This window comes from Bacteroides reticulotermitis JCM 10512 (assembly GCF_000517545.1).
Classification (GTDB): Bacteria; Bacteroidota; Bacteroidia; order Bacteroidales; family Bacteroidaceae; genus Bacteroides; species Bacteroides reticulotermitis.
Genome location: NZ_BAIV01000003.1, coordinates 102,730 through 123,960, shown reverse-complemented (window position 1 = coordinate 123,960; position 21,231 = coordinate 102,730). Strand labels below are relative to the sequence as shown.

18 protein-coding genes, 2 tRNA genes and 3 pseudogenes are annotated in these 21,231 nt (G+C 43.2%); 18 read left to right on the top strand and 5 right to left on the bottom strand.

The window, feature by feature from the left end; genetic code table 11:
- Window positions 1-43 precede the first annotated feature (43 nt).
- The 7 genes from gap (at window position 44) to JCM10512_RS02380 (ending at window position 7,281) form a co-directional block, all read left to right on the top strand.
- Window positions 44-1,054: a type I glyceraldehyde-3-phosphate dehydrogenase gene (gene gap / locus JCM10512_RS02410; protein ID WP_044160281.1), complete on the top strand. Its 1,011-nt coding sequence runs from the start codon at window positions 44-46 to the stop codon at window positions 1,052-1,054.
- Window positions 1,055-1,224: 170 nt separating this feature from the next.
- Window positions 1,225-3,282 carry a M3 family metallopeptidase gene (locus JCM10512_RS02405; RefSeq protein ID WP_044160118.1) on the top strand — a complete coding sequence of 686 codons (2,058 nt, stop codon included), beginning with the start codon at window positions 1,225-1,227 and terminating at the stop codon, window positions 3,280-3,282.
- Between the two features lie 12 nt (window positions 3,283-3,294).
- Entirely contained in the window at window positions 3,295-3,798 is a 504-nt protein-coding gene (locus JCM10512_RS02400) for a DUF4847 family protein (protein WP_044160116.1), read from the top strand.
- Between the two features lie 19 nt (window positions 3,799-3,817).
- Entirely contained in the window at window positions 3,818-4,267 is a 450-nt protein-coding gene (locus JCM10512_RS02395) for a dCMP deaminase family protein (RefSeq protein ID WP_044160114.1), read from the top strand.
- A 33-nt stretch (window positions 4,268-4,300) separates the two neighbouring features.
- Entirely contained in the window at window positions 4,301-6,046 is a 1,746-nt protein-coding gene (locus tag JCM10512_RS02390) for a S41 family peptidase (RefSeq protein ID WP_044160112.1), read from the top strand.
- The gene (locus JCM10512_RS02385) at window positions 5,961-6,545 is read left to right on the top strand and encodes a 5-formyltetrahydrofolate cyclo-ligase (RefSeq protein ID WP_044160110.1); all 585 of its coding nucleotides are present in this window, start codon (window positions 5,961-5,963) and stop codon (window positions 6,543-6,545) included. The genes JCM10512_RS02390 and JCM10512_RS02385 overlap by 86 nt, the downstream gene beginning before the upstream one ends.
- Window positions 6,490-7,281: a histidinol-phosphatase gene (locus tag JCM10512_RS02380; RefSeq protein ID WP_044160108.1), complete on the top strand. Its 792-nt coding sequence runs from the start codon at window positions 6,490-6,492 to the stop codon at window positions 7,279-7,281. Before JCM10512_RS02385 ends, JCM10512_RS02380 begins: the two co-directional genes overlap by 56 nt.
- Here JCM10512_RS02380 and JCM10512_RS02375 read toward each other — a convergent pair.
- Both JCM10512_RS02375 and recF read right to left on the bottom strand, forming a co-directional pair.
- Window positions 7,268-7,554: pseudogene (locus JCM10512_RS02375) on the bottom strand (DciA family protein). The gene JCM10512_RS02380 and the pseudogene JCM10512_RS02375 sit on opposite strands and share 14 nt — an antisense overlap.
- Window positions 7,551-8,663, bottom strand: a complete 1,113-nt coding sequence (gene recF, locus JCM10512_RS02370; protein ID WP_044160279.1) for a DNA replication/repair protein RecF — start codon at window positions 8,661-8,663, stop codon at window positions 7,551-7,553. The pseudogene JCM10512_RS02375 and the gene recF overlap by 4 nt, the downstream one beginning before the upstream one ends.
- 161 nt (window positions 8,664-8,824) lie before the next feature.
- Between recF and JCM10512_RS02365 the strand changes: the two genes are divergently transcribed.
- From JCM10512_RS02365 to JCM10512_RS02335, 7 genes are all read left to right on the top strand, one after another.
- Window positions 8,825-9,508 (top strand): tetratricopeptide repeat protein, encoded by a 684-nt coding sequence (locus JCM10512_RS02365; RefSeq protein WP_044160105.1) that lies wholly within the window; start codon window positions 8,825-8,827, stop codon window positions 9,506-9,508.
- A 125-nt stretch (window positions 9,509-9,633) separates the two neighbouring features.
- Window positions 9,634-10,128 carry a 6,7-dimethyl-8-ribityllumazine synthase gene (gene ribH / locus JCM10512_RS02360; RefSeq protein WP_044160103.1) on the top strand — a complete coding sequence of 165 codons (495 nt, stop codon included), beginning with the start codon at window positions 9,634-9,636 and terminating at the stop codon, window positions 10,126-10,128.
- Between the two features lie 50 nt (window positions 10,129-10,178).
- A tRNA-Tyr gene (locus JCM10512_RS02355) sits at window positions 10,179-10,261 on the top strand.
- An 8-nt stretch (window positions 10,262-10,269) separates the two neighbouring features.
- A tRNA-Gly gene (locus tag JCM10512_RS02350) sits at window positions 10,270-10,342 on the top strand.
- 171 nt (window positions 10,343-10,513) lie between these two features.
- Window positions 10,514-11,923 (top strand): Gfo/Idh/MocA family protein, encoded by a 1,410-nt coding sequence (locus JCM10512_RS02345; protein ID WP_044160101.1) that lies wholly within the window; start codon window positions 10,514-10,516, stop codon window positions 11,921-11,923.
- A gap of 40 nt (window positions 11,924-11,963) precedes the next feature.
- Window positions 11,964-12,854, top strand: coding sequence for a YitT family protein (locus JCM10512_RS02340; RefSeq protein WP_044160100.1), 891 nt, complete (start codon window positions 11,964-11,966; stop codon window positions 12,852-12,854).
- 52 nt (window positions 12,855-12,906) lie between these two features.
- The gene (locus JCM10512_RS02335) at window positions 12,907-14,001 is read left to right on the top strand and encodes a phosphotransferase enzyme family protein (RefSeq protein WP_044160099.1); all 1,095 of its coding nucleotides are present in this window, start codon (window positions 12,907-12,909) and stop codon (window positions 13,999-14,001) included.
- Window positions 14,002-14,662: 661 nt separating this feature from the next.
- Here JCM10512_RS02335 and JCM10512_RS02330 read toward each other — a convergent pair.
- The 3 genes and pseudogenes from JCM10512_RS02330 to truA all read right to left on the bottom strand — a co-directional run bounded on the left by JCM10512_RS02330 (window position 14,663) and on the right by truA (window position 17,037).
- Window positions 14,663-15,291 (bottom strand): annotated as a pseudogene (locus JCM10512_RS02330) (DUF3256 family protein).
- A gap of 28 nt (window positions 15,292-15,319) precedes the next feature.
- Complete coding sequence (locus tag JCM10512_RS02325) at window positions 15,320-16,222, bottom strand: DMT family transporter (RefSeq protein ID WP_044160096.1); 903 nt, start codon at window positions 16,220-16,222, stop codon at window positions 15,320-15,322.
- A 27-nt stretch (window positions 16,223-16,249) separates the two neighbouring features.
- Window positions 16,250-17,037 (bottom strand): annotated as a pseudogene (gene truA / locus JCM10512_RS02320) (tRNA pseudouridine(38-40) synthase TruA).
- A 180-nt stretch (window positions 17,038-17,217) separates the two neighbouring features.
- Between truA and JCM10512_RS02315 the strand changes: the two are divergent.
- The 4 genes from JCM10512_RS02315 to JCM10512_RS02300 all read left to right on the top strand — a co-directional run bounded on the left by JCM10512_RS02315 (window position 17,218) and on the right by JCM10512_RS02300 (window position 21,210).
- The gene (locus JCM10512_RS02315) at window positions 17,218-17,715 is read left to right on the top strand and encodes a hypothetical protein (protein ID WP_044160094.1); all 498 of its coding nucleotides are present in this window, start codon (window positions 17,218-17,220) and stop codon (window positions 17,713-17,715) included.
- 21 nt (window positions 17,716-17,736) lie between these two features.
- Window positions 17,737-19,395 carry a flotillin family protein gene (locus JCM10512_RS02310; protein ID WP_044160092.1) on the top strand — a complete coding sequence of 553 codons (1,659 nt, stop codon included), beginning with the start codon at window positions 17,737-17,739 and terminating at the stop codon, window positions 19,393-19,395.
- Between the two features lie 45 nt (window positions 19,396-19,440).
- Complete coding sequence (locus JCM10512_RS02305) at window positions 19,441-20,115, top strand: DUF5715 family protein (RefSeq protein WP_044160277.1); 675 nt, start codon at window positions 19,441-19,443, stop codon at window positions 20,113-20,115.
- Between the two features lie 90 nt (window positions 20,116-20,205).
- Window positions 20,206-21,210, top strand: coding sequence for a PhoH family protein (locus JCM10512_RS02300; protein ID WP_044160090.1), 1,005 nt, complete (start codon window positions 20,206-20,208; stop codon window positions 21,208-21,210).
- The last annotated feature ends 21 nt before the right edge of the window (window positions 21,211-21,231 follow it).

Genomic DNA, 21,231 nt, shown 5'->3' with positions numbered 1-21,231 from the left:
ATATTTGAACAAATATTATAAAACCCTTAAAAGTTTAAACAAGATGATTAAAGTAGGTATTAATGGATTCGGACGTATCGGACGTTTCGTTTTCCGCGCTGCAATGAAAAGAAATGATATTCAAATCGTAGGTATCAACGACCTTTGCCCAGTTGATTACTTGGCTTACATGCTGAAGTATGACACAATGCACGGTCAGTTCGACGGTACTATTGAAGCAGATGTTGAAAACAGCAAATTGATCGTTAATGGTCAAGCTATCCGCATCACTGCAGAAAGAAATCCAGCTGACTTGAAATGGGATGCTGTAGGTGCTGAATACGTTGTTGAATCTACAGGTTTATTCTTAAGCAAAGACACAGCTCAGTCACATATCGCAGCTGGTGCAAAATACGTAGTTATGTCTGCTCCTTCAAAAGATGACACTCCAATGTTCGTTTGTGGTGTTAACGAGAAATCTTATGTTAAAGGAACTCAGTTCGTATCTAACGCTTCTTGTACTACAAACTGCTTAGCTCCTATCGCTAAGGTTTTGAACGACAAATGGGGTATCACTGACGGTTTGATGACTACTGTTCACTCTACAACTGCTACTCAAAAAACAGTTGACGGTCCTTCTATGAAAGACTGGAGAGGTGGTCGTGCTGCTTCTGGCAACATCATTCCTTCTTCTACAGGCGCTGCTAAGGCTGTAGGTAAAGTTATCCCAGCTTTGAATGGTAAATTGACAGGTATGTCTATGCGCGTTCCGACTTTGGACGTTTCTGTAGTTGACTTGACAGTAAACTTGGCTAAACCGGCTACTTACGCTGAAATCTGCGCTGCTATGAAAGAAGCTGCTGAAGGCGAATTGAAGGGTGTTCTGGGTTACACTGAAGATGCAGTTGTTTCTTCTGACTTCTTGGGTGATGCTCGTACTTCTATCTTCGATGCTAAAGCTGGTATCGCTTTGACTGATACTTTCGTTAAAGTTGTATCTTGGTATGACAACGAAATCGGTTACTCTAACAAAGTTCTTGACTTGATCGCTCACATGGCGACAGTTAACGCTTAATTAGAAGACTGAACCTTATAAAAGCCGCTGCGTAATACGTAGCGGCTTTTCTTATCTATGCGCTTTATATATTGTTAAAAAACAAAGCATTATCTGTCAAATGATTTACAATTTTAGTATTTTTGTATCCTATGAAGAAAATATTAATAACATTGATACTCGTTTGCACTATGAACAATATAGTAAATGCCCAAAACCCGTTCTTTGAGCGGTACCAAACTCCGCATGGAGCCGCTCCATTCGACCGAATAAAAACAGAGCATTACGAACCTGCCATTCAAGAAGGCATAAAGCAACAAAAAGAAGCAATAGATGCCATCATCCGCAATCCGAAAAAGCCAACCTTCTCCAATACAATAGAAGCGCTTGAGAACTCTGGCGAACTGCTGGATAAAGTAACTCCCGTATTCGGCAACATGTTGGGAGCCGAAACAAGCGATGAGCTGCAAGCATTGGCACAGAAGCTAATGCCTTTACTCAATGAGCACAGCAACAACATCACACTCAACGAGCAGTTGTTTGCGCGGGTCAAAGAGGTATACCAACAGAAAAAAACGCTCAAACTAAATCTGGAACAAAGCAAATTACTCGATAACGTATATGAGAGTTTCATTCGTCACGGTGCTAACTTACAAGGGGAAGCACGTGATCAATATCGCCAACTGAGCAATGAGTTAAGCACCTTAACCCTTACTTTCAGCGAAAACAACCTAAAGGAAACCAACAATTACCAGTTACTGTTGACTGACAAGGCTGACCTTGCCGGACTACCTGAAATGATTGTAGATGCAGCAGCCGAAACAGCGAAAAGCAAAGGGAAGGACGGTTGGATGTTTACCCTCCAAGCACCAAGCTTCGTGCCTTTTTTGACTTATGCCGACAATCGCGAACTGCGTCATACACTGTATTTGGCGTACAACACCAAATGTTCACAAGATAATGAATTCAACAACAGTGATATCGTCCGGAAGATTGTGAATATACGCATGAAGATCGCTCAGTTATTGGGCTACAACAATCATGCGGAGTACACATTGCAAAAGCGTATGGCTGAAAACAGTGATGCTGTCTATAAGCTGCTCAACCAACTGCTGGATGCCTATACGCCTACTGCGCAAAAAGAATATCAGGAAGTACAAGATCTCGCTCGTCAAGCAGAAGGTAATGACTTTATCCTCATGCCTTGGGACTGGAGCTACTATTCCAACAAACTCAAAGATAAGAAATTCAGCATCAATGAAGAGATGCTTCGCCCCTACTTCGAGTTGGAACAGGTTAAAAAAGGCGTATTCGGATTGGCAGAAAAGCTGTATGGCATCACTTTCAAAAAGAATACCGACATTCCTGTTTATCACAAGGATGTAGAAGCTTACGAAGTATACGATCAGGATGGAAAGTATCTATCTTTACTGTATACCGACTTCCACCCCCGCGCCGGAAAGCGTGCCGGAGCCTGGATGACGAGTTTCAAAGATCAATGGATCGATCTACAGACCGGCGAAAACAGCCGCCCGCACATATCTGTCGTAATGAATTTCACCAAACCGACTGAAAACAAACCTGCCTTGCTAACTTTCAGCGAAGTGGAAACCTTTTTACATGAGTTCGGACATGCCTTGCATGGTATGTTTGCCAACTCTACATACAAGAGTTTAAGCGGAACGAGTGTGTATTGGGATTTTGTCGAACTACCGTCTCAGATCATGGAGAACTTCGCCATAGAGAAAGACTTCCTCAATACGTTTGCTCGTCACTACGAGACCGGAGAAATACTTCCCGACGAGCTTATCAAACGCATGGTAGACGCCTCCAACTTCAACGTAGCCTACACATGCCTGAGACAAGTCAGCCTTGGTTTACTCGATATGGCGTGGTACACGCGGAATACTCCATTTGAAGGAGACGTCAAAGCATACGAACAACAAGCATGGGCAAAAGCGCAGATACTGCCTGTTGTAAAAGAAGCTTGCATGAGCACCCAATTCTCTCATATATTCGCCGGAGGGTATTCTGCCGGATATTACAGCTATAAATGGGCGGAAGTATTGGATGCGGATGCATTCTCACTCTTCAAACAGAAAGGGATATTCAACCGGGAAGTAGCAGGTTCTTTCCGAAACAACATCTTGTCGAAAGGAGGAACAGAGCATCCGATGGTGCTTTACAAACGTTTCCGCGGGCAAGAACCCAGCATCGATGCGTTATTGATTAGAAATGGAATCAAATAAATAGAGAAATATATGAAGAATTTATATAGATTACTAGGGATATTATTATTGCTCCCCCTGTTTTCCGGATGCAACGATTCGGATGACACTACGGCTATCTTTACAGGTAAGACATGGAAGCTTAATCTCATCGCCGTCGATGGAGGCCACACTATGTACGACTTTTGGGAAGGAAATACTGAAGCCCAAGAAAAAAGCTTAGAACTATTAAGTAAAAGTGGTACATATACGCTCACTTTTGAAGGACTCGCGGACGGAGATAATATTCAAGGGAAAGTCAGCGGCACAGTAATCACAAGTAACTTGCAAGGCACATGGAATGCTAACGGCAAAAACAATAGTTTCCGAGCTACTGTTACAGGAAACGTCGACAACGGCGACAAACTAGCCAAGAATTTTCTGGACGGCTTGAACAATGCCATCAAATACGAAGGCGATACCAATAACCTGTACATTTTATATAAACCTCAGTCTGCACAACGTACTTTCCGCATGTTCTTCAAGCCGGTAAAGTAAAAAACGAATATTCAACAAAATGAACATAGATAAAAAACAATCAGAGCTTGATAAGCGTTACATACGTATGGCAAGCATTTGGGCAGAGAACTCATACTGCCAACGCCGAAAAGTCGGAGCTTTGATCGTAAAAGACAAGATGATCATCTCTGATGGGTACAATGGAACTCCTTCCGGCTTTGAAAATGTATGTGAGGATGAGAACAACCTGACCAAACCCTACGTATTACATGCAGAGGCAAATGCCATTACCAAAATAGCACGTTCAAACAATAGTAGCAATGGGGCAACAATGTATGTCACTGCTTCTCCGTGTATTGAATGTGCCAAGCTAATCATACAGGCGGGAATAAAGCGAGTAGTTTACTCTGAACATTACCGGTTGGAAGATGGCATCGAATTATTAAAAAGAGCGGGAATAGAAGTCATCTATACAGATATTGACAGCAATTCTTCTCCCGAAGAGTAATAGACAACTGATTTAAAATTAGGAATAGACAAAATGAGAACCAAAAACTCTTCACGTTTTACACCCGTCATCATCGCTATCAGCGTGGTGGTGGGCATTCTTATCGGCACATTCTACGCCAAGCATTTTGCCGGCAACCGTTTGGGTATTATCAACGGTTCATCCAATAAACTGAATGCGCTGCTTCGGATTGTCGATGATCAATACGTGGATACCGTAAATATGGCAGATCTCGTAGAAAAAGCAATGCCACAAATTCTTGCCGAACTAGACCCTCATTCTACGTACATACCCGCACAGAAACTGGAAGAAGTGAATTCCGAATTGGAAGGTAGTTTCAGTGGTATCGGTATTCAATTTACCATACAGAATGATACAATCCATGTGAATGCCGTTATTCAGGGCGGCCCTTCCGAAAAAGTAGGTTTAATGGCCGGCGACCGGATTGTAACAGTAGGCGACAGCATCTTTGTGGGAAAAGATCTCACGAACGAACGGGCTATGCGCACGTTGAAAGGGCCTAAAGGCACACAAGTGAAGTTAGGAGTAAAACGCGTAGGCGAAAACGAGTTATTGAATTTCGCCATTACGCGCGGAGACATTCCGCAAAACACAATCGACGCATCCTATATGCTGAATGATGAGATAGGCTATATCAAAGTCAGCAAATTCGGACGCACCAGTCACGTGGAATTGCTAAACGCATTAGCTCAATTAAACCATAAGAATTGCAAAGGACTGATCATTGACCTCCGAGGCAATACAGGCGGTTATATGGAAGCTGCCATTCGCATGATTAACGAATTCCTTCCCGAAGGAAAACTGATCGTTTATACGCAAGGACGTAAATATCCTCGCGCTGAGGAGTTTGCCAATGGCACAGGTAGCTGCCAAAAGATGCCGTTAGTTGTACTGATTGACGAAGGCTCAGCCTCCGCCAGCGAAATTTTCACGGGAGCTATCCAAGACAATGACCGAGGAATGGTAATAGGACGTCGCTCTTTCGGTAAAGGCCTCGTGCAGCAACCGATTGATTTCAGCGATGGATCTGCTATCCGTTTAACGATCGCACGTTACTACACACCGTCCGGACGTTGCATTCAACGCCCCTACGTAAGTGGAAACGACCGAAATTATGAGTTGGACCTGTATAACCGCTACGAGCATGGTGAGTTCTTCTCACAAGATAGCATCAAACAAAATGAAAGCGAGCGTTATAACACAAGCCTGGGACGTACTGTATATGGTGGAGGTGGAATTATGCCGGATGTATTCGTGCCGCAAGACACAACCGGAATCACTTCGTACCTATCAACTGCCATTAACCGGGGATTAACCATCCTGTTTACTTTCCAGTACACAGACAACCACCGGAAGAAGTTAAGCCAATACGAAACCGAAAAGGACTTGCTCGACTATCTACGTCATCAAGGTTTGGTAGAACAGTTTATCCGCTTTGCCGACAGTAAAGGGCTAAAGAGAAGAAATATACTCATTCAGAAGTCTTATAAATTGCTGGAAAAGAATATCCAAGGAAACATTATCTATAATATGTTAGGCTTGGAAGCTTACATCAAGTTCTTCAATAAGACTGATGCTACTGTCAGCAAAGGCCTAGAATTGTTACAGAAAGGAGAAGCTTTCCCGAAAGCTCCCCAAGCGGCTGAAGAGGATAATACAAAGAAAAAGAAAGATGGAAAGAAAAAAAGAACTGCGCAAGTGGATAGCACAAGAGAAAACCCGGTACTCCGCCTCTACGCTGAAAGCTCTTTCTGTTGATATCTTAACATGTCTGGAAGAGCTGGACGCTTTTCAGCAAGCTAACACCGTGCTACTTTATCACTCCATGCGTGATGAAGTAGATACACACGGCTTCATCGAGAAGTGGAAAGATCATAAGAAAATCATCCTTCCGGTTGTAGTTGGCGATGTATTGGAGTTACGTTTATATACGGGATCCCAAGATTTAGCCAAGGGACCTTTTGGCATAGGTGAACCCACAGGAGAACTTTTCACAGACTACCCGACAATAGATATTGCCATCGTTCCAGGCTTAGCCTTTGACACAGACGGTCATCGCTTGGGACGCGGCAAAGGATATTACGATAAACTATTACCCCATATTCCGGCATTGAAAGCCGGAATATGTTTTCCATTCCAATTAATAGAAAAGATACCAGTTGAAGCAACCGATATCAACATGGATATAATTATAACTAGTAATGAGAACGAATTATCACACTCACACCACTCGCTGCCACCATGCGACAGGGAGTGATGAAGAGTTTGTTTTAAGTGCAATAAAAGGAGGCTATCAAGAACTCGGTTTTTCAGACCATACCCCGTGGAGATACCATACAGATTATATTTCTGATATCCGAATGACACCTGACCAACTACCCGGATATGTAGAAAGCATCCGTTCACTCCGCGAGAAATACAAAGAACAAATTAGTATCAAGATCGGATTGGAGTGCGAATACTTTCCGGAATACATCCCCTGGCTGAAAGAAATAATCAAAAAGCACCAATTGGATTATGTGATCTTAGGTAATCATCACTTCCATACGGACGAGAAGTTCCCTTATTTCGGACGCCACACAGAAACCGTCGATATGCTCGAGCTTTATGAAGAAAGTGCAATTGAAGGCATGGAGAGCGGTTTATTCGCCTACTTGGCGCATCCCGAACTATTTATGCGCGCTTACCCCACATTCGATCGCCACTGCCGACTTATTAGTCGCCACATTTGCCGGGCCGCCGCTCGTCTGAACATACCATTGGAATATAATATTGGATACGCCGCATACAACGAAGAGCAGAATCTGACCACGATTCCACATCCGGATTTCTGGAAAATAGCGGCAAGCGAGAACTGTACAGCTATCATCGGCATAGATGCACACGATAATCTGGATTTGGAAACACCCATTTATTACAACCGGGCATTGTCCACACTCCAAGAACTGGGGATTAAAGTGATCGAACGTATTCCGTTCCTTACTGAAAGATGATATTGGTAATAACCGTAGCTCCCACCTTTTGATTCAGGTTACGGATTAATAACTCACGCCCCATCATCAATCTTGGCGAAGAGCTGCGGAAGTCAGATGTACATAGAGCGTCTGATTACGGATATACAAATTAGTCGTATAAGCAGAAGCAGGCCCCAACACTTGCGGCCACGCATCCAATAGACGTTGCTGATTCAAGGGTGTCTCCAAGCTCTCTTGACGCAGAAAGCGCTGAATTAATTTCCCTATCGGCTCGGCATCTTTACGTTTCATTCATCAACTCCTTTCATTTCATTCACGACTCCTTCTTCTACACGGAATATTTTATGATCGCTTCCTATCTTTTGCAAGATACGATCCAAATGCTCACGGTTGGTATCCGTTATGAAAATCTGCCCGAAACGGTCACCTGCCACCAACTTCACAATCTGCTCCACACGTGATGCGTCAAGCCTATCGAATATATCATCCAACAATAAAATAGGGTTTGTATATCCTGTACGCTTCAGAAAATCAAACTGAGCCAACTTCAGTGCAACCAAGTAAGTTTTGTTCTGCCCCTGCGAGCCCTCCTTCTTTATCGGAAATTCACCGAGTAGCATATTCAATTCATCTTTATGAATACCCTTCAAGGAGAAACCGATAATTCGATCACGGTCACGGCTTTGCTTCAAAGCATCTAATAAAGATGTATCGCGCGCGTGCGATTCATAAGTCAATCCGACCTGTTCTTTATCCTGGGAGATATACGAATAGAAAGACTGAAAAATCGGAATAAACTCCTGAATAAAAGCCTCTCTTTTCCGAAAGACTACTTCACCCGCCTGACTCATCATCTCTTCCCACACCAGAAAAAGTTCCTCGTCTACCGGCAGATCACTTTTCAAAAGCGTATTACGCTGAGCCAAAGCTTTATTATATCGTATCAAAGACTCGAGATACTCCTTATCGTATTGCGAAATCACGACATCCATAAATCGTCTGCGCTCATCACTACCTCCGGCAATCAGTTCCGAGTCGGCAGGAGAAACCATTACCAACGGCAGGAACCCGATATGATCGGAGAAACGACTGTACTCTTTTTTATTCCGCTTGAACTGCTTTTTCGAGCGACGTTTCATGCCACAATAAATCTCTTCCGGGGTACCGTCTTCCGCCTCATAAAAACCCTGAATAACAAAGAAGTCCTGTTCGTGACGGATATTCTGAGAGTCAATCGGATTGCCTGAGCTTTTGCAGAAAGACAGGAAATAGACAGCATCGAGTAAGTTGGTCTTTCCCATACCGTTATGGCCGAAAAAACAATTCAGTTTGGAGGAAAAATCCAGTTCCACTTGTTCCAGATTTTTATAATTCAGTATGGAGATCCGCTTCAGTATCATGGTATACACATTAATTTACTACAAAAGTAGCAAGATTTTTGTGGTTTTCGGATACAAAACAAAAAAAGATGCCTCTAAATTTCGTTGGTAGATATAAAAAAACTACTTTTGCGAGTCGAAATATCAAACGATGAATAATAACAAAAAAGAATCATATAAAAATGGCAGAACAAAAAAACCAGAATGATCATCTGAATGTAGAAGATGCACTGGTACAATCGGAAGCATTCCTTATTAAGTACAAAAACGCAATTATCGGCGGTGTTGTTGCCGTAATTGTAGTTGTTGCAGGTTTTATCATGTACAAACACCTTTATGCCGAGCCCCGTGAAGATAAAGCGCAAGCTGCTATTTTCAAAGGACAAGAGTATTTCGACCAAGATGCTTTTGAACTAGCACTCAACGGAGACAGCATCGGTTTTACCGGTTTCTTGAAAGTTGCTGATGAATACAGCGGAACAAAAGCTGCCAATCTGGCGAAAGCATACGCAGGTATCTGTTATGCACAACTTCGCAAATATGACGAAGCAGTTAAAATGCTCGATAGCTTCAACGGCAACGACCAAATGGTTGCTCCCGCTATCCTAGCTGCTACCGGTAACTGCTATGCACAACTCGGTCAGTTAGACAAGGCTGCTTCTACGCTCCTATCTGCTGCTGACAAAGCCGACAATAGCACATTGAGTCCTATTTTCCTGATGCAAGCCGGAGAAATCCTCGTGAAGCAAGCTAAATATGACGACGCAATAAAAGCATATACTAAGATTAAAGACAAATATTTCCAGTCTTATCAGGCAATGGATATCGACAAATACATTGAGCAAGCTCAGTTGATGAAGAAGTAATATTACGTCTAAACAGATTTGGGCACGGGTTACACGGATTACGCGGATTGAAAACCGCAATACCCGTATAACCCGTGCTTCGCTTTCCTAGAATAGTTTAATCCTTACCCCCACACATTACAATTATGGCAACAGCTTATCACAATTTATCCGAATATGATTTTAACTCCATTCCCAACGCAGAGGCAATGAAGTTTGGTATCGTAATCTCCGAATGGAACTTCAACATTACCGGCGCAATGCTGGATGGTGCAATCAACACGCTCAAAAAACATGGAGCTAAAGAAGAAAACATTCTGGTAAAAACAGTACCGGGAAGTTTTGAATTAACTTTCGGAGCCAACCAAATGATGGAAAATTCCGATGTCGATGCAATTATTGCAATCGGCTGTGTAGTTAGAGGAGATACTCCACATTTTGATTACGTTTGCATGGGAACAACTCAAGGTTTAACCGAATTAAACGCAACTGGCGATATACCAGTTATTTACGGTTTAATTACCACTAATACGATGGAACAAGCAGAAGATCGGGCCGGTGGGAAGCTAGGTAACAAAGGAGACGAATGTGCAATTTCTGCAATAAAAATGATAGAATTTACTTGGAGTTTAAATAAATAGTTGTATCTTTGCACCGCGTTTGAGAAACAAACCTTCTCGATAGCAAAAAAGGGCAAATACCAGAGTGGCCAAATGGGGCAGACTGTAAATCTGCTGTCTTTCGACTTCGGTGGTTCGAATCCATCTTTGCCCACAAAAATTGCGGAAGTAGCTCAGTTGATAGAGCATTAGCCTTCCAAGCTGAGGGTCGCGGGTTTGAGCCCCGTCTTCCGCTCTCGGAAAAGAGAATTTGAGAAATCAGATTCTCTTTTTTTATTTCCTCCGCTCCCCTCCAACAACTGTTTCTAAAATATATAATACATTTCGAGCACAAGGTGTGCATTTATTTATTACTTTTGGTTCTGAAAAACATTTTTCGTATTAATAACCTCAATTTAAACACATCATGAAACAGTTACTTAACACGCTCGCTATTAGTAGCCTGATCTTACTTGCCTCCCTAGCAAGTTGCACTCAAAAGAACAAAGAGGTATTCTCTCCTTTAACTACAGAAGTTCCTACACGCCCTTCCGGACAGGAAGATGTGCTACTGCTAACAACTCCCAAGTTGGACACTGTCCGCGTTGGATTCATTGGACTCGGCATGAGAGGAGTCGGCGCCGTAAATCGTTTTTTGAATATTCCCGGAACAAAGGTTGTCGCTCTTTGCGATATTCGTCCGGAATGCGTCGATAAATCACAAGAGCTACTAACAAAAAAAGGTTTGCCGGAAGCCGCCGCATACAGCGGAGCTGAGGAATCCTGGAAAGAAGTATGCGACCGGGATGATATTGACCTCGTATACATCGCCACTGACTGGAAACACCATGCAGAGATGGGTGTATATGCCATGGAGCACGGAAAGCATGTAGCCATAGAAGTTCCCGCGGCCATGACGCTAGCCGAAATCTGGCAACTCATCAACACGTCGGAGAAAACACGGAAACATTGCATGCAATTAGAAAATTGCGTTTACGACTTCTTTGAAATGACTACTTTGAACATGGCTCAGCAAGGCGTATTCGGAGAGATCCTACATGTAGAAGGTTCGTACATACATAATTTGGAAGACTTCTGGACACACTATTGGAACAATTGGCGCATGGATTACAATCGCCAGCACCGAGGAGATGTATATGCGACTCACGGCATGGGTCCGGCTTGCCAATTACTGAATATCCACCGGGGTGACCGCATGAAAACTCTGGTTGCCATGGATACGAAAGCTGTGAACGGCCCGGCCTATATCAAAAAACAAACAGGCGAAGATGTAACAGACTTCCAGAATGGCGATCAGACCTCGACGCTAATCCGCACTGAAAAAGGCAAGACCATGTTGATCCAACACAATGTAATGACGCCACGCCCTTATAGCCGCATGTATCAAGCTGTAGGAACTGATGGATATGCCAGCAAGTATCCGATTAGCCAGTTTTGCCTAAGACCGTCTCAAGTCGATTCGCAAGACATTCCCGATCATGAAAATCTAAATGCACACGGTGCAGTTTCGGCAGAAGTCAAAAATGCTTTGATGGCTAAATACAAGAGCCCGATCTTAGATCAGGAGTTGGAAGAGACCGCACAAAAGGTCGGTGGACATGGCGGCATGGACTATATCATGGATTACCGCTTGGTTTATTGCCTGCGCAACGGCTTGCCATTGGATATGGATGTTTACGACTTGGCGGAATGGTGCAGCTTGGCGGAACTATCCAGAATCTCCATCGAAAATGGTTCTGCGCCTGTAGAAGTACCCGACTTCACACGCGGAGGCTGGGAGAAAACGACAGGTTATCGCTATGCTTTTAATAAATAAGCTGTTCCATCTAACATCATAAGACTTTATCAGCCAGTATATGAAAGTCCCTTATTTAAATATTCCAAAGCAGCCTTTGCAGCGAGAAGCTAAAGATTATATCATGATAGTGCTGGGTGTAATGCTCTATGGCATCGGATGGACCGTATTTCTTCTGCCGAATGACATTACGACCGGTGGTGTACCGGGCATTGCATCCATAGTCTATTGGGCTACCGGTTCTCCGGTACAATATACCTATTTCTGCATTAACTTCTTCTTGCTGCTACTGGCTCTTAGGATTCTGGGATTCAAGTTTTGCATTAAAACGATATTCGGGGTAGTTACACTAACCATATTCCTATCTATCATCCAAAAGCTAACAGCAGGACTTACGCTACTCCATGATCAGCCTTTCATGGCTTGCGTCATCGGAGCTTCTTTTTGTGGAAGCGGAATAGGCATCACGTTCTCATCCAACGGAAGTACGGGAGGAACAGATATCATTGCCGCCATCATTAATAAGTACCGAGATATCACATTGGGAAGAGTAATTCTGATCTGTGACCTCATCATTATCTCCTCTAGCTACTTAGTACTGAAAGACTGGGAAAAAGTAGTCTATGGTTTTGTGACACTCTATATATGTAGCTTCGTACTTGATCAGGTTGTCAACAGTGCACGCCAATCAGTTCAATTCTTCATCATTTCCGACCAATACAAGGAGATCGCGCGCCGCATCAACGAGTATCCTCATCGGGGAGTAACCATTATCAATGCAACCGGTTTCTACACAGGTAAAGAAATCAAGATGATCTTCGTACTGGCAAAAAAAAGAGAATCAAGTATAATCTTCCGACTGATAAAGGATGTCGACCCCAAAGCATTTGTCTCACAGAGTGCTGTGATAGGAGTCTATGGAGAAGGCTTCGATCACATCAAAGTGAGATAGAAACTCAATATAACTATAACTAACAAACTTACTATTAACTAAAACGAAACACATGAAAGACCTTTCAAAAATTGTAGAAGACTTTAACACCCAAGGTACAATCAAAGCAATCAAACCGCTGGGTGGTGGCTTAATCAATGACACATACAAAGTTGAAACAACAGAACCAAACAACCCCGACTATGTGCTGCAACGTATCAATCATACCATCTTTCAGAATATAGAAATGCTTCAAACCAATATTGAAGCTGTAACCAGACATATCAGAAAGAAGCTTACGGAGGCAGAAGAGACAGATATCGATCGCAAGGTGCTGACCTTCCTCGAAACAGCAGAAGGGAAAACCTACTCATTCGATGGTGAGAACTACTGGCGTATGATGACCTTCATCCCACATGCACATACGTACGAAACGGTCAACCCTGAATATTCCTATTACGCCGGAGTAGCCTTCGGAAACTTCCAAGCCATGCTAGCCGATATCCCCGACACACTGGGAGAAACAATACCGGATTTTCATAACATGGAATTCCGTTTACAGCAACTTCGCGAAGCAGTCGATGCCGATGCAGTCGGCCGGGTTGCGGAAGTACAATATTACCTGGATGAAATAGCCAACCGTGCCGGTGAGATGTGCAAAGCCGAACAATTACACCGGGAAGGGAAGTTGCCTAAACGGGTATGTCACTGCGACACGAAAGTCAACAATATGATGTTTGATGACGAAGGAAAGGTATTATGCGTCATCGACCTAGATACGGTAATGCCGAGTTATATCTTCTCTGACTACGGAGACTTCCTTCGCACGGGAGCCAATACCGGAGACGAAGACGACAAAGACCTCAACCGGGTAAACTTTAATATGGAGATTTTCAAAGCATTCACAAAAGGATACCTCGAAGGAGCCAATTCGTTCCTGACTCCGCTCGAGATAGAGAACCTCCCCTATGCGGCAGCGTTGTTCCCGTATATGCAATGTGTACGTTTTCTTGCCGACTACATAAACGGAGATACGTATTACAAGACCAGTAGTTCAGATCATAACCTGATTCGGACTCAGGCGCAATTCAAATTATTGCAAAGCGTAGAGGAGCATACGGAAGATATGAAAGCATTTATCAGTGAATGCTTAAACAGGGGTCAATAAAGCGAATAGAGGCGTTTTACCCCCTAAATATTTAGTTTGTATTTTAGCCTTCAGGCTTTCAGCCCATGCTAAATACATCCTATTCATCGAAGGTTTTGGCTGAAAGCACTCCTGAAATTTACGTTCAGTGCTTTCAGCCCTTTTTCGGAATTAAGTTTTTTTTGAAAGCTTCTTTTCAAGCGGTTTTCTCTAATCCTAGAGAGTCGAACTGCCTCCCTTTTTAAGAGTCGGGTACTCCACTTGGCAGCATTCAACTTCCCCATTCATCCCCGATTGGCGACCTCGGATCAAGGCAACCGTTTGCCCGGGGCAAACCGTTCAAATGCCCAGGGGTAACGACTCGTTTGCCGAGGGCAAATAAAAAAATGCCCGGGGCATAAATATATGTAAAAGGGGTGATTTAGTCAATCAACAGATTACTTGCGGTTGAACGAAACAGCCTAGTTCTCGTTCGCTCCAGCATCAAAACTGAAACAACTGAAAGCTACGTTCAAGGTTGCTTTCAGCCCAGAAGGCCGATGAATAGGGTATCTTTAGCAAGAACTGAAGGCTGAAAGCGATAAAAGGGAAACTTATTTTGAGGGGTATATATTCAAACGAAACAACATCCAATCGTTTTCTCCGCTCTATCACAGGCTATTCTTTACGAACAAATCGTTCATCAGCATTTGTAAACAACGGGACCACGGTAGAACTCTTTCAATTTTCCGGCTACCTCATCCGACAGATAATCCATCGTAGTTAAAGCAATCGTCAGTTCGGAGCTTTCTTTATTGAAATCAGCTTTCATCAGTAACAAATCGACCGAGTTGCGCACTTCTTCAAAAGCATAAATAGTGGTTGAATCGGGAGTCGTCAGGAAATCCCCCAAAGCAGGAAGACTTATATAACGAGAAGCCGGAAGCCGCTTCCAATCGGTCGTATAGAAACTAAAGCGACTGTCACAAGCCGGCGCACAAGCGGTAGAGATGGCACATACAATCTTCGTCGTATCGCTTAATGCCAAGACTTTCATCTGCCAGGTGGTTTGCGGCTCATCTGCATACGAATATAATCCTTACTCAAATCAGTCATCTCAGACTTCTTGCCAAAGCGATTATCGACTTCTGCCTTCATTTTGCTCTCCAAAAAATCAATGCAATCGGCACGATTGACCGAAGTAAGCAACGGGCAAAGCGAATCGGGCATACTCACAAATAGTTTTTTGGCTTCCTGTGCATACAAGCTACCCGACGCAAAGATACTAATTGCAACAAAGAGCGTATAAAGAGATAATTTACTGACTTTCATAAGTTTATATTGTTTAACTACCACACATTTAACTTCTGGTTCCCAAATATAAGAATATCATTCCGATTAACACCAGGATAAGGTCGGCCGCTTTACTTTTTAAATTCTTTTCACGGAAGAGCAAAGCCCCGAAAATGAAAGAAACAACCACACTGCTTCGGCGTACCATCGAAACAATGGAGATCATTGAATCATCGTAACTCAATGCATAGAAATAAACGAAATCCGCCGCTGATAAAAAGATAGAAATCAAAATGATTGTCCAATCCCAACGGAAAGGCGTAGTGCTCTTCCGCCTTGGCCACCAAAGTAGAAGTAGAATGGGGCACATGATGAAGACCTGATAGACGTTATACCACGACTGCACCAACATCGGATTCAGTTGCTTCATCAGGTATTTATCATACAGTCCGCTGATAGCTCCCATCACTGCGGCCAGTACAATGAAAAAGATCCATTTATTATGTTTGAAGTCAATCCCCTCTTTCTTCCCCGAACGGCTCAGCATAAAGAATGAAGCGATAGCCAATAAAACCCCGATCCACTGATACAGGTTCAGCCGTTCGCCAAATATCAGCATAGCTCCTACCAGCACCATCACCGGGCGAGTCGCATTAATCGGGCCTACAATGGTAATAGGCAAATGCTTCATACCGAAATAGCCGAAAATCCAAGATGAGAGTACGATAAACGATTTAACGATGATATATTTATGTTGCTCCCAATCGGCAAGCGGAACGTGAAATATAGTACCTCCTAATGTATCGGGTGCAAAAGCAGAGACCAAAATAAAAGGAAGAAAAATCATACTGGAAAAAAGAGTATTGAGAAACAACACCGGAAGTACGGCATTATCTTTCAATGACTGTTTTTTGAATACATCGTAAAAACCCAGCAATGCAGCTGAGAGAAAGGCAAGTAATAACCACATATAAATCTAAAAGTTGTATTCTACAAATCAAGTATCCGAAAGGTCAAACAGTTCCTCCGGATATTCCACATCGACTAAGAAGAGCGCCTGTCCCGGAACAGAAGTTCCTGCCTTGCAGCGATCCTGTTGTTCGATCACACGTCGAAAGCCATCGACTGTCATTTTACCACGGCCAACCTCCAGCAAGGTGCCCACAATGGCACGCACCATATTGCGAAGAAAACGGTCGGCGCGAATGGTAAACACCCACGTAACTTCATCCACCTGCGTCCATTCGGCATGTGTCACCTGGCAGTTATTGGTTTTCGCGTCGGTATGTAATTTACTGAAACTGGTAAAATCGGTATAATCAAACAAGGTTCGCGCTGCTTCATTCATTCGTGCATAATCTAGCGAACCATAAACACGACAACGATATTGGCGATTGAAAGGAGACTTGACTGTCGTTACATAGTATTTGTACGTACGGGCAGTCGCATCGAAACGGGCATGAGCATCCGGCCTTACCCGGCAAACCCGGTAAACTGAAATGTCCGGAGGTAAGATTCGGTTGAGTTTGTCAGCTACCAAATCCGCATCCAACAAAACATCCTCATCCGTCTCAGCGTTCTTTTCTTCATAATCAAAATGAGCAACCATCAAGGAGGCATGTACGCCAGCATCCGTACGTCCGGCACCTACGACCTCTATATCGCGCCGTAGAAAAGTGGATAATGCTTTCATCAAACACTCCTGCACACTACTGCCGTTGGGCTGAATTTGCCAACCGTGATAATGCTTCCGTCATACGCCAAATAAATAAAATACCTTTGCACGCTCACTCCTTATTAATGGTTTCGGGTGCAAAAGTAGTAAATTAATCCTTTCCCTGTGTTTTCAATCTCCATTGTTAGTCTGAAAATTCTTCTTTTTTTATACTTGTTGCTTTGTTACTATCTAACAAACACGTATATTTGAAACATTAAATCGTATAAATTACTAACACATCGGCATTTATGGATATCCAAATTTTCTTTATCATCGCCATCGTTACGACAGGCATTTTTGCGATACAATTCATTTTATCTATTTTCTTCGGCGACATGGATGCTGATACGAACGTGGACACAGACGTAAGTAGTGTAGTATCTTTTAAAGGGCTCACACACTTCGGCATCGGATTTGGATGGTATATGTACCTAACCAAAAACACGGAAATATCCAACTACCTAATAGGCATATTCATCGGAATATGCTTCATATTCGCAGTTTGGTATCTCTACAAAAAAGCCTACCAATTGCAGCAGGTTAACCACACGGAAAAAACAGAAAGTCTGGTAGGTAGAGAGTGCACCATCTATTTTAAACAAAATGAAGGTAGATACCGAGTGTACGTTAGCCGAAACGGAGCTATGCGCGAAATAGATGTATTATCGGAATCAGAAAAGGCCTATCAAACAGGGGATAAAGCAATAATTACCAGCTACAAAGACGGAACTTTGTACATTCAATAAACAAACTAAAAAGATCAACTTATGACACAAGACTTAATGATTATGACTGCTATTCTTATAGCAGTAGTCCTACTCACATTTTTCGGGATCCTTTCACGCTATCGCAAGTGTAAGAGTGACGAAGTTTTAGTAGTATATGGTAAAACGGGAGGCGAAAAGAAATCGGCCAAACTATATCACGGAGGAGCAGCATTTGTATGGCCCATTGTTCAGGGATACGAGTTTCTCTCTATGAAACCGATGCAAATCGATTGCAAGCTAACAGGAGCACTGTCTGCGCAAAACATTCGCGTCGATGTTCCCACTACGATTACAGTTGCTATCAGTACTGATTCGGACGTGATGCAAAATGCGGCAGAACGTATGTTGGGATTGACAATAGACGATAAGCAAAATCTGATTACCGATGTGGTCTATGGACAGATGCGCTTGGTTATTGCCGACATGACCATTGAAGAATTAAATTCCGACCGCGATAAATTCCTTTCGAAAGTAAAAGATAATATCGACACCGAATTACGCAAATTTGGTTTGTACCTAATGAATATCAACATCAGTGATATTCGTGATGCCGCAAACTACATTGTCAATCTAGGTAAAGAAGCCGAAAGCAAAGCGCTGAATGAAGCACAAGCTAACATCGAAGAGCAGGAAAAACTGGGTGCTATCAAAATTGCCGACCAGATTAAAGAGCGTGAAACGAAGGTAGCTGAAACACGAAAAGATCAAGATATAGCCATTGCCGAAACTAAAAAACTACAAGAGATCTCGGTAGCCAATGCCGACAAGGATCGAATTTCGCAAGTAGCCATTGCGAATGCGGAAAAAGAATCCCAAGTAGCGAAAGCGGAAGCAGAAAAAAACATTCGGATCGAACAGGCTAATACAGAAAAAGAGAGCCGTGTAGCCGAACTGAATTCTGAGATGGAGATTAAGCAGGCAGAAGCTGGAAAGAAAGCGGCCATCGGACGCAACGAGGCTCAAAAAGCAATTGCGGAATCGAATGCCGAGCTAGCCGTTATACAAGCCAATGCCGACAAACAAGCAGGTGAAGCAAATGCCAGATCGGAAGCATCCATCGAAACAGCAAGAGAAATAGCTCAGAAAGATGTGGAAGAAGCTAAAGCACGCAAAGTCGAATCTTCGTTGAAAGCAGACAAAATTGTTCCGGCTGAGATTGCTAAACAGGAAGCTATCCTCCAAGCTGATGCCATTGCCGAAAAAGTTATTCGCGAAGCAGAAGCACGTGCCAAAGCGACATTGGCGCAAGCACAGGCAGAGGCGCAAGCGATCCGAATGAAACTGGAAGCTGAAGCGGAAGGAAAGAAGAAGTCATTACTGGCAGAAGCAGAAGGTTTTGAAGCAATGGTGAAAGCCGCCGAATTGAATCCAGCCATTGCCATCCAATACAAGATGGTAGATCAATGGAAAGAAATAGCCGGAGAGCAGGTGAAAGCGTTCGAACACATCAACTTAGGTAATATTACGGTATTCGATGGCGGCAATGGGGCCACAAGCAACTTCCTGAGTTCGCTGGTAAAGACTGTTGCTCCAAGCCTTGGCGTACTGGATAAACTGCCGATTGGAGAAACCGTTAAGAGCATCATCCATCCGGATAGCAAGACCGAAAAAACAGCGGAACCGAAAGCTTCGGAAATAAAAGAGGATAAGAAGAAATAAGGAATTTCACTTTTTATTCATACTTTTGTGAGCAAAAAAGACAAAATGAGTAATTATACGCTTCGCATTCTACCCCTATTTTTACTGACTAGTCTCTTATTGCTCACATCCGGTTGCAAGAAAAAAGACATGTCGCTTAAACTCAACGAACCCCGCAACATACGAGGCGTTCTTAGTTACAAGCGTTCTTTTCCCGACCTGAACGATAGGCATCTTGCTATTGCTCAGACAATCGGCATCCCGCCATTAAGTAACCGGGAGGAAGCGGAAAGCATGAAAGAAAAGCTTATCCACATCACAAGCAACGAATTTTATGCCGTTGATTCACTAACGCATTCGCTTCCTTACTTGGTACCCCAGGCTAGCGAGTTGCTCCAAGTCATAGGTACTAATTTCCTGGATTCACTGAACTCGAAAGGATTGAATCCGAATCAAGTTATTGTCACCTCCGTACTCCGCACGCAAGACGATGTAAAACGCTTGCGTCGCCGGAACGGAAACGCTTCGGAAAACTCGGCACACTTTTACGGAGCCACATTTGACGTCAGTTGGAAGCGTTTCAAAAAGGTGGAAGACAAAGACGGACGCCCTTTACAAAACGTAAATTCCGATACCTTGAAACTCGTTCTGTCAGAGGTATTAAGAGATGTGCGACAAGCCGATAAATGCTACATCAAGTACGAATTGAAGCAGGGCTGTTTCCACATCACAGCACGGTGAGTGAGAATCTAAGATAAAATTCATCGCGAACCACCAAAGAATCCAAAACGTTTCATTAAATTTGCAGAAATATTTCTTTAATACGATTCAATGATAGAGAAACTGATTGTTCTTGAAGATATTGACCCAGTTATCTTTTATGGCCTGAATAATGCCAATATACAACTTATTAAGGCTTTATATCCAAAGTTGCGTATCGTCGCCCGCGGCAATGTTATCAAAGTGTTAGGCGATGAAGAGCAGATGTGCGCATTCGAAGAAAACATCACGAAACTTGAAAAGTATTGTGCCGAACACAATTCACTCAAAGAAGAAGTGATTATCGACATCATCAAAGGCAATACGCCCACAGCGGAACAAAACGGTAATGTAATCGTATTTAGCGTCACAGGCAAACCGATTATACCTCGCAGTGAAAATCAGCTCAAGCTCGTAGAAGGCTTTGCCAAAAACGACATGGTTTTTGCTATCGGGCCCGCCGGCTCGGGAAAGACCTATACCGCGATTGCTCTCGCCGTACGTGCGCTAAAGAATAAAGAGATCAAAAAGATTATCCTCAGCCGTCCGGCCGTAGAAGCCGGAGAGAAACTCGGATTTCTACCCGGTGATATGAAAGAAAAGATCGATCCGTACCTCCAACCGCTATATGATGCCCTTCAAGATATGATTCCGGCTGCTAAGTTGAAGGAGTATATGGATTTGAATATCATCCAGATAGCCCCGCTCGCATTTATGCGCGGACGAACTTTAAACGATGCTGTTGTCATTCTCGATGAAGCGCAAAATACAACTACGCAACAAATCAAGATGTTCCTCACCCGTATGGGTATGAACACCAAAATGATCGTAACGGGAGACATGACCCAAATCGACCTTCCGGCATCGCAGACATCCGGGCTGACTCAGGCGCTTCGTATCCTCAAAGGGGTGAAAGGAATCAGCTTTGTCGAACTGAACAAGAAAGATATTGTTCGCCATAAATTGGTGGAACGTATCGTAGACGCTTATGACAAGTTTGACAAGGAAGTGAAGGATGAACGCGAGAAGCTGAAAGCGGAACGGACTCTCAAAATTAACAAAGAGAATATCGTCTAATAGAGCTAAATATATATTAAA

Excerpts from the sequence above, each read along its gene's own strand:
- gap (WP_044160281.1), top strand. The coding sequence starts at position 44 with ATGATTAAAGTAGGTATTAATGGATTCGGACGTATCGGACGTTTCGTT.
- JCM10512_RS02405 (WP_044160118.1), top strand. The coding sequence starts at position 1,225 with ATGAACAATATAGTAAATGCCCAAAACCCGTTCTTTGAGCGGTACCAA.
- JCM10512_RS02400 (WP_044160116.1), top strand. The coding sequence starts at position 3,295 with ATGAAGAATTTATATAGATTACTAGGGATATTATTATTGCTCCCCCTG.
- JCM10512_RS02395 (WP_044160114.1), top strand. The coding sequence starts at position 3,818 with ATGAACATAGATAAAAAACAATCAGAGCTTGATAAGCGTTACATACGT.
- JCM10512_RS02390 (WP_044160112.1), top strand. The coding sequence starts at position 4,301 with ATGAGAACCAAAAACTCTTCACGTTTTACACCCGTCATCATCGCTATC.
- JCM10512_RS02385 (WP_044160110.1), top strand. The coding sequence starts at position 5,961 with ATGGAAAGAAAAAAAGAACTGCGCAAGTGGATAGCACAAGAGAAAACC.
- JCM10512_RS02380 (WP_044160108.1), top strand. The coding sequence starts at position 6,490 with ATGAGAACGAATTATCACACTCACACCACTCGCTGCCACCATGCGACA.
- recF (WP_044160279.1), bottom strand. The coding sequence starts at position 8,663 with ATGATACTGAAGCGGATCTCCATACTGAATTATAAAAATCTGGAACAA.
- JCM10512_RS02365 (WP_044160105.1), top strand. The coding sequence starts at position 8,825 with ATGGCAGAACAAAAAAACCAGAATGATCATCTGAATGTAGAAGATGCA.
- ribH (WP_044160103.1), top strand. The coding sequence starts at position 9,634 with ATGGCAACAGCTTATCACAATTTATCCGAATATGATTTTAACTCCATT.
- JCM10512_RS02345 (WP_044160101.1), top strand. The coding sequence starts at position 10,514 with ATGAAACAGTTACTTAACACGCTCGCTATTAGTAGCCTGATCTTACTT.
- JCM10512_RS02340 (WP_044160100.1), top strand. The coding sequence starts at position 11,964 with ATGAAAGTCCCTTATTTAAATATTCCAAAGCAGCCTTTGCAGCGAGAA.
- JCM10512_RS02335 (WP_044160099.1), top strand. The coding sequence starts at position 12,907 with ATGAAAGACCTTTCAAAAATTGTAGAAGACTTTAACACCCAAGGTACA.
- JCM10512_RS02325 (WP_044160096.1), bottom strand. The coding sequence starts at position 16,222 with ATGTGGTTATTACTTGCCTTTCTCTCAGCTGCATTGCTGGGTTTTTAC.
- JCM10512_RS02315 (WP_044160094.1), top strand. The coding sequence starts at position 17,218 with ATGGATATCCAAATTTTCTTTATCATCGCCATCGTTACGACAGGCATT.
- JCM10512_RS02310 (WP_044160092.1), top strand. The coding sequence starts at position 17,737 with ATGACACAAGACTTAATGATTATGACTGCTATTCTTATAGCAGTAGTC.
- JCM10512_RS02305 (WP_044160277.1), top strand. The coding sequence starts at position 19,441 with ATGAGTAATTATACGCTTCGCATTCTACCCCTATTTTTACTGACTAGT.
- JCM10512_RS02300 (WP_044160090.1), top strand. The coding sequence starts at position 20,206 with ATGATAGAGAAACTGATTGTTCTTGAAGATATTGACCCAGTTATCTTT.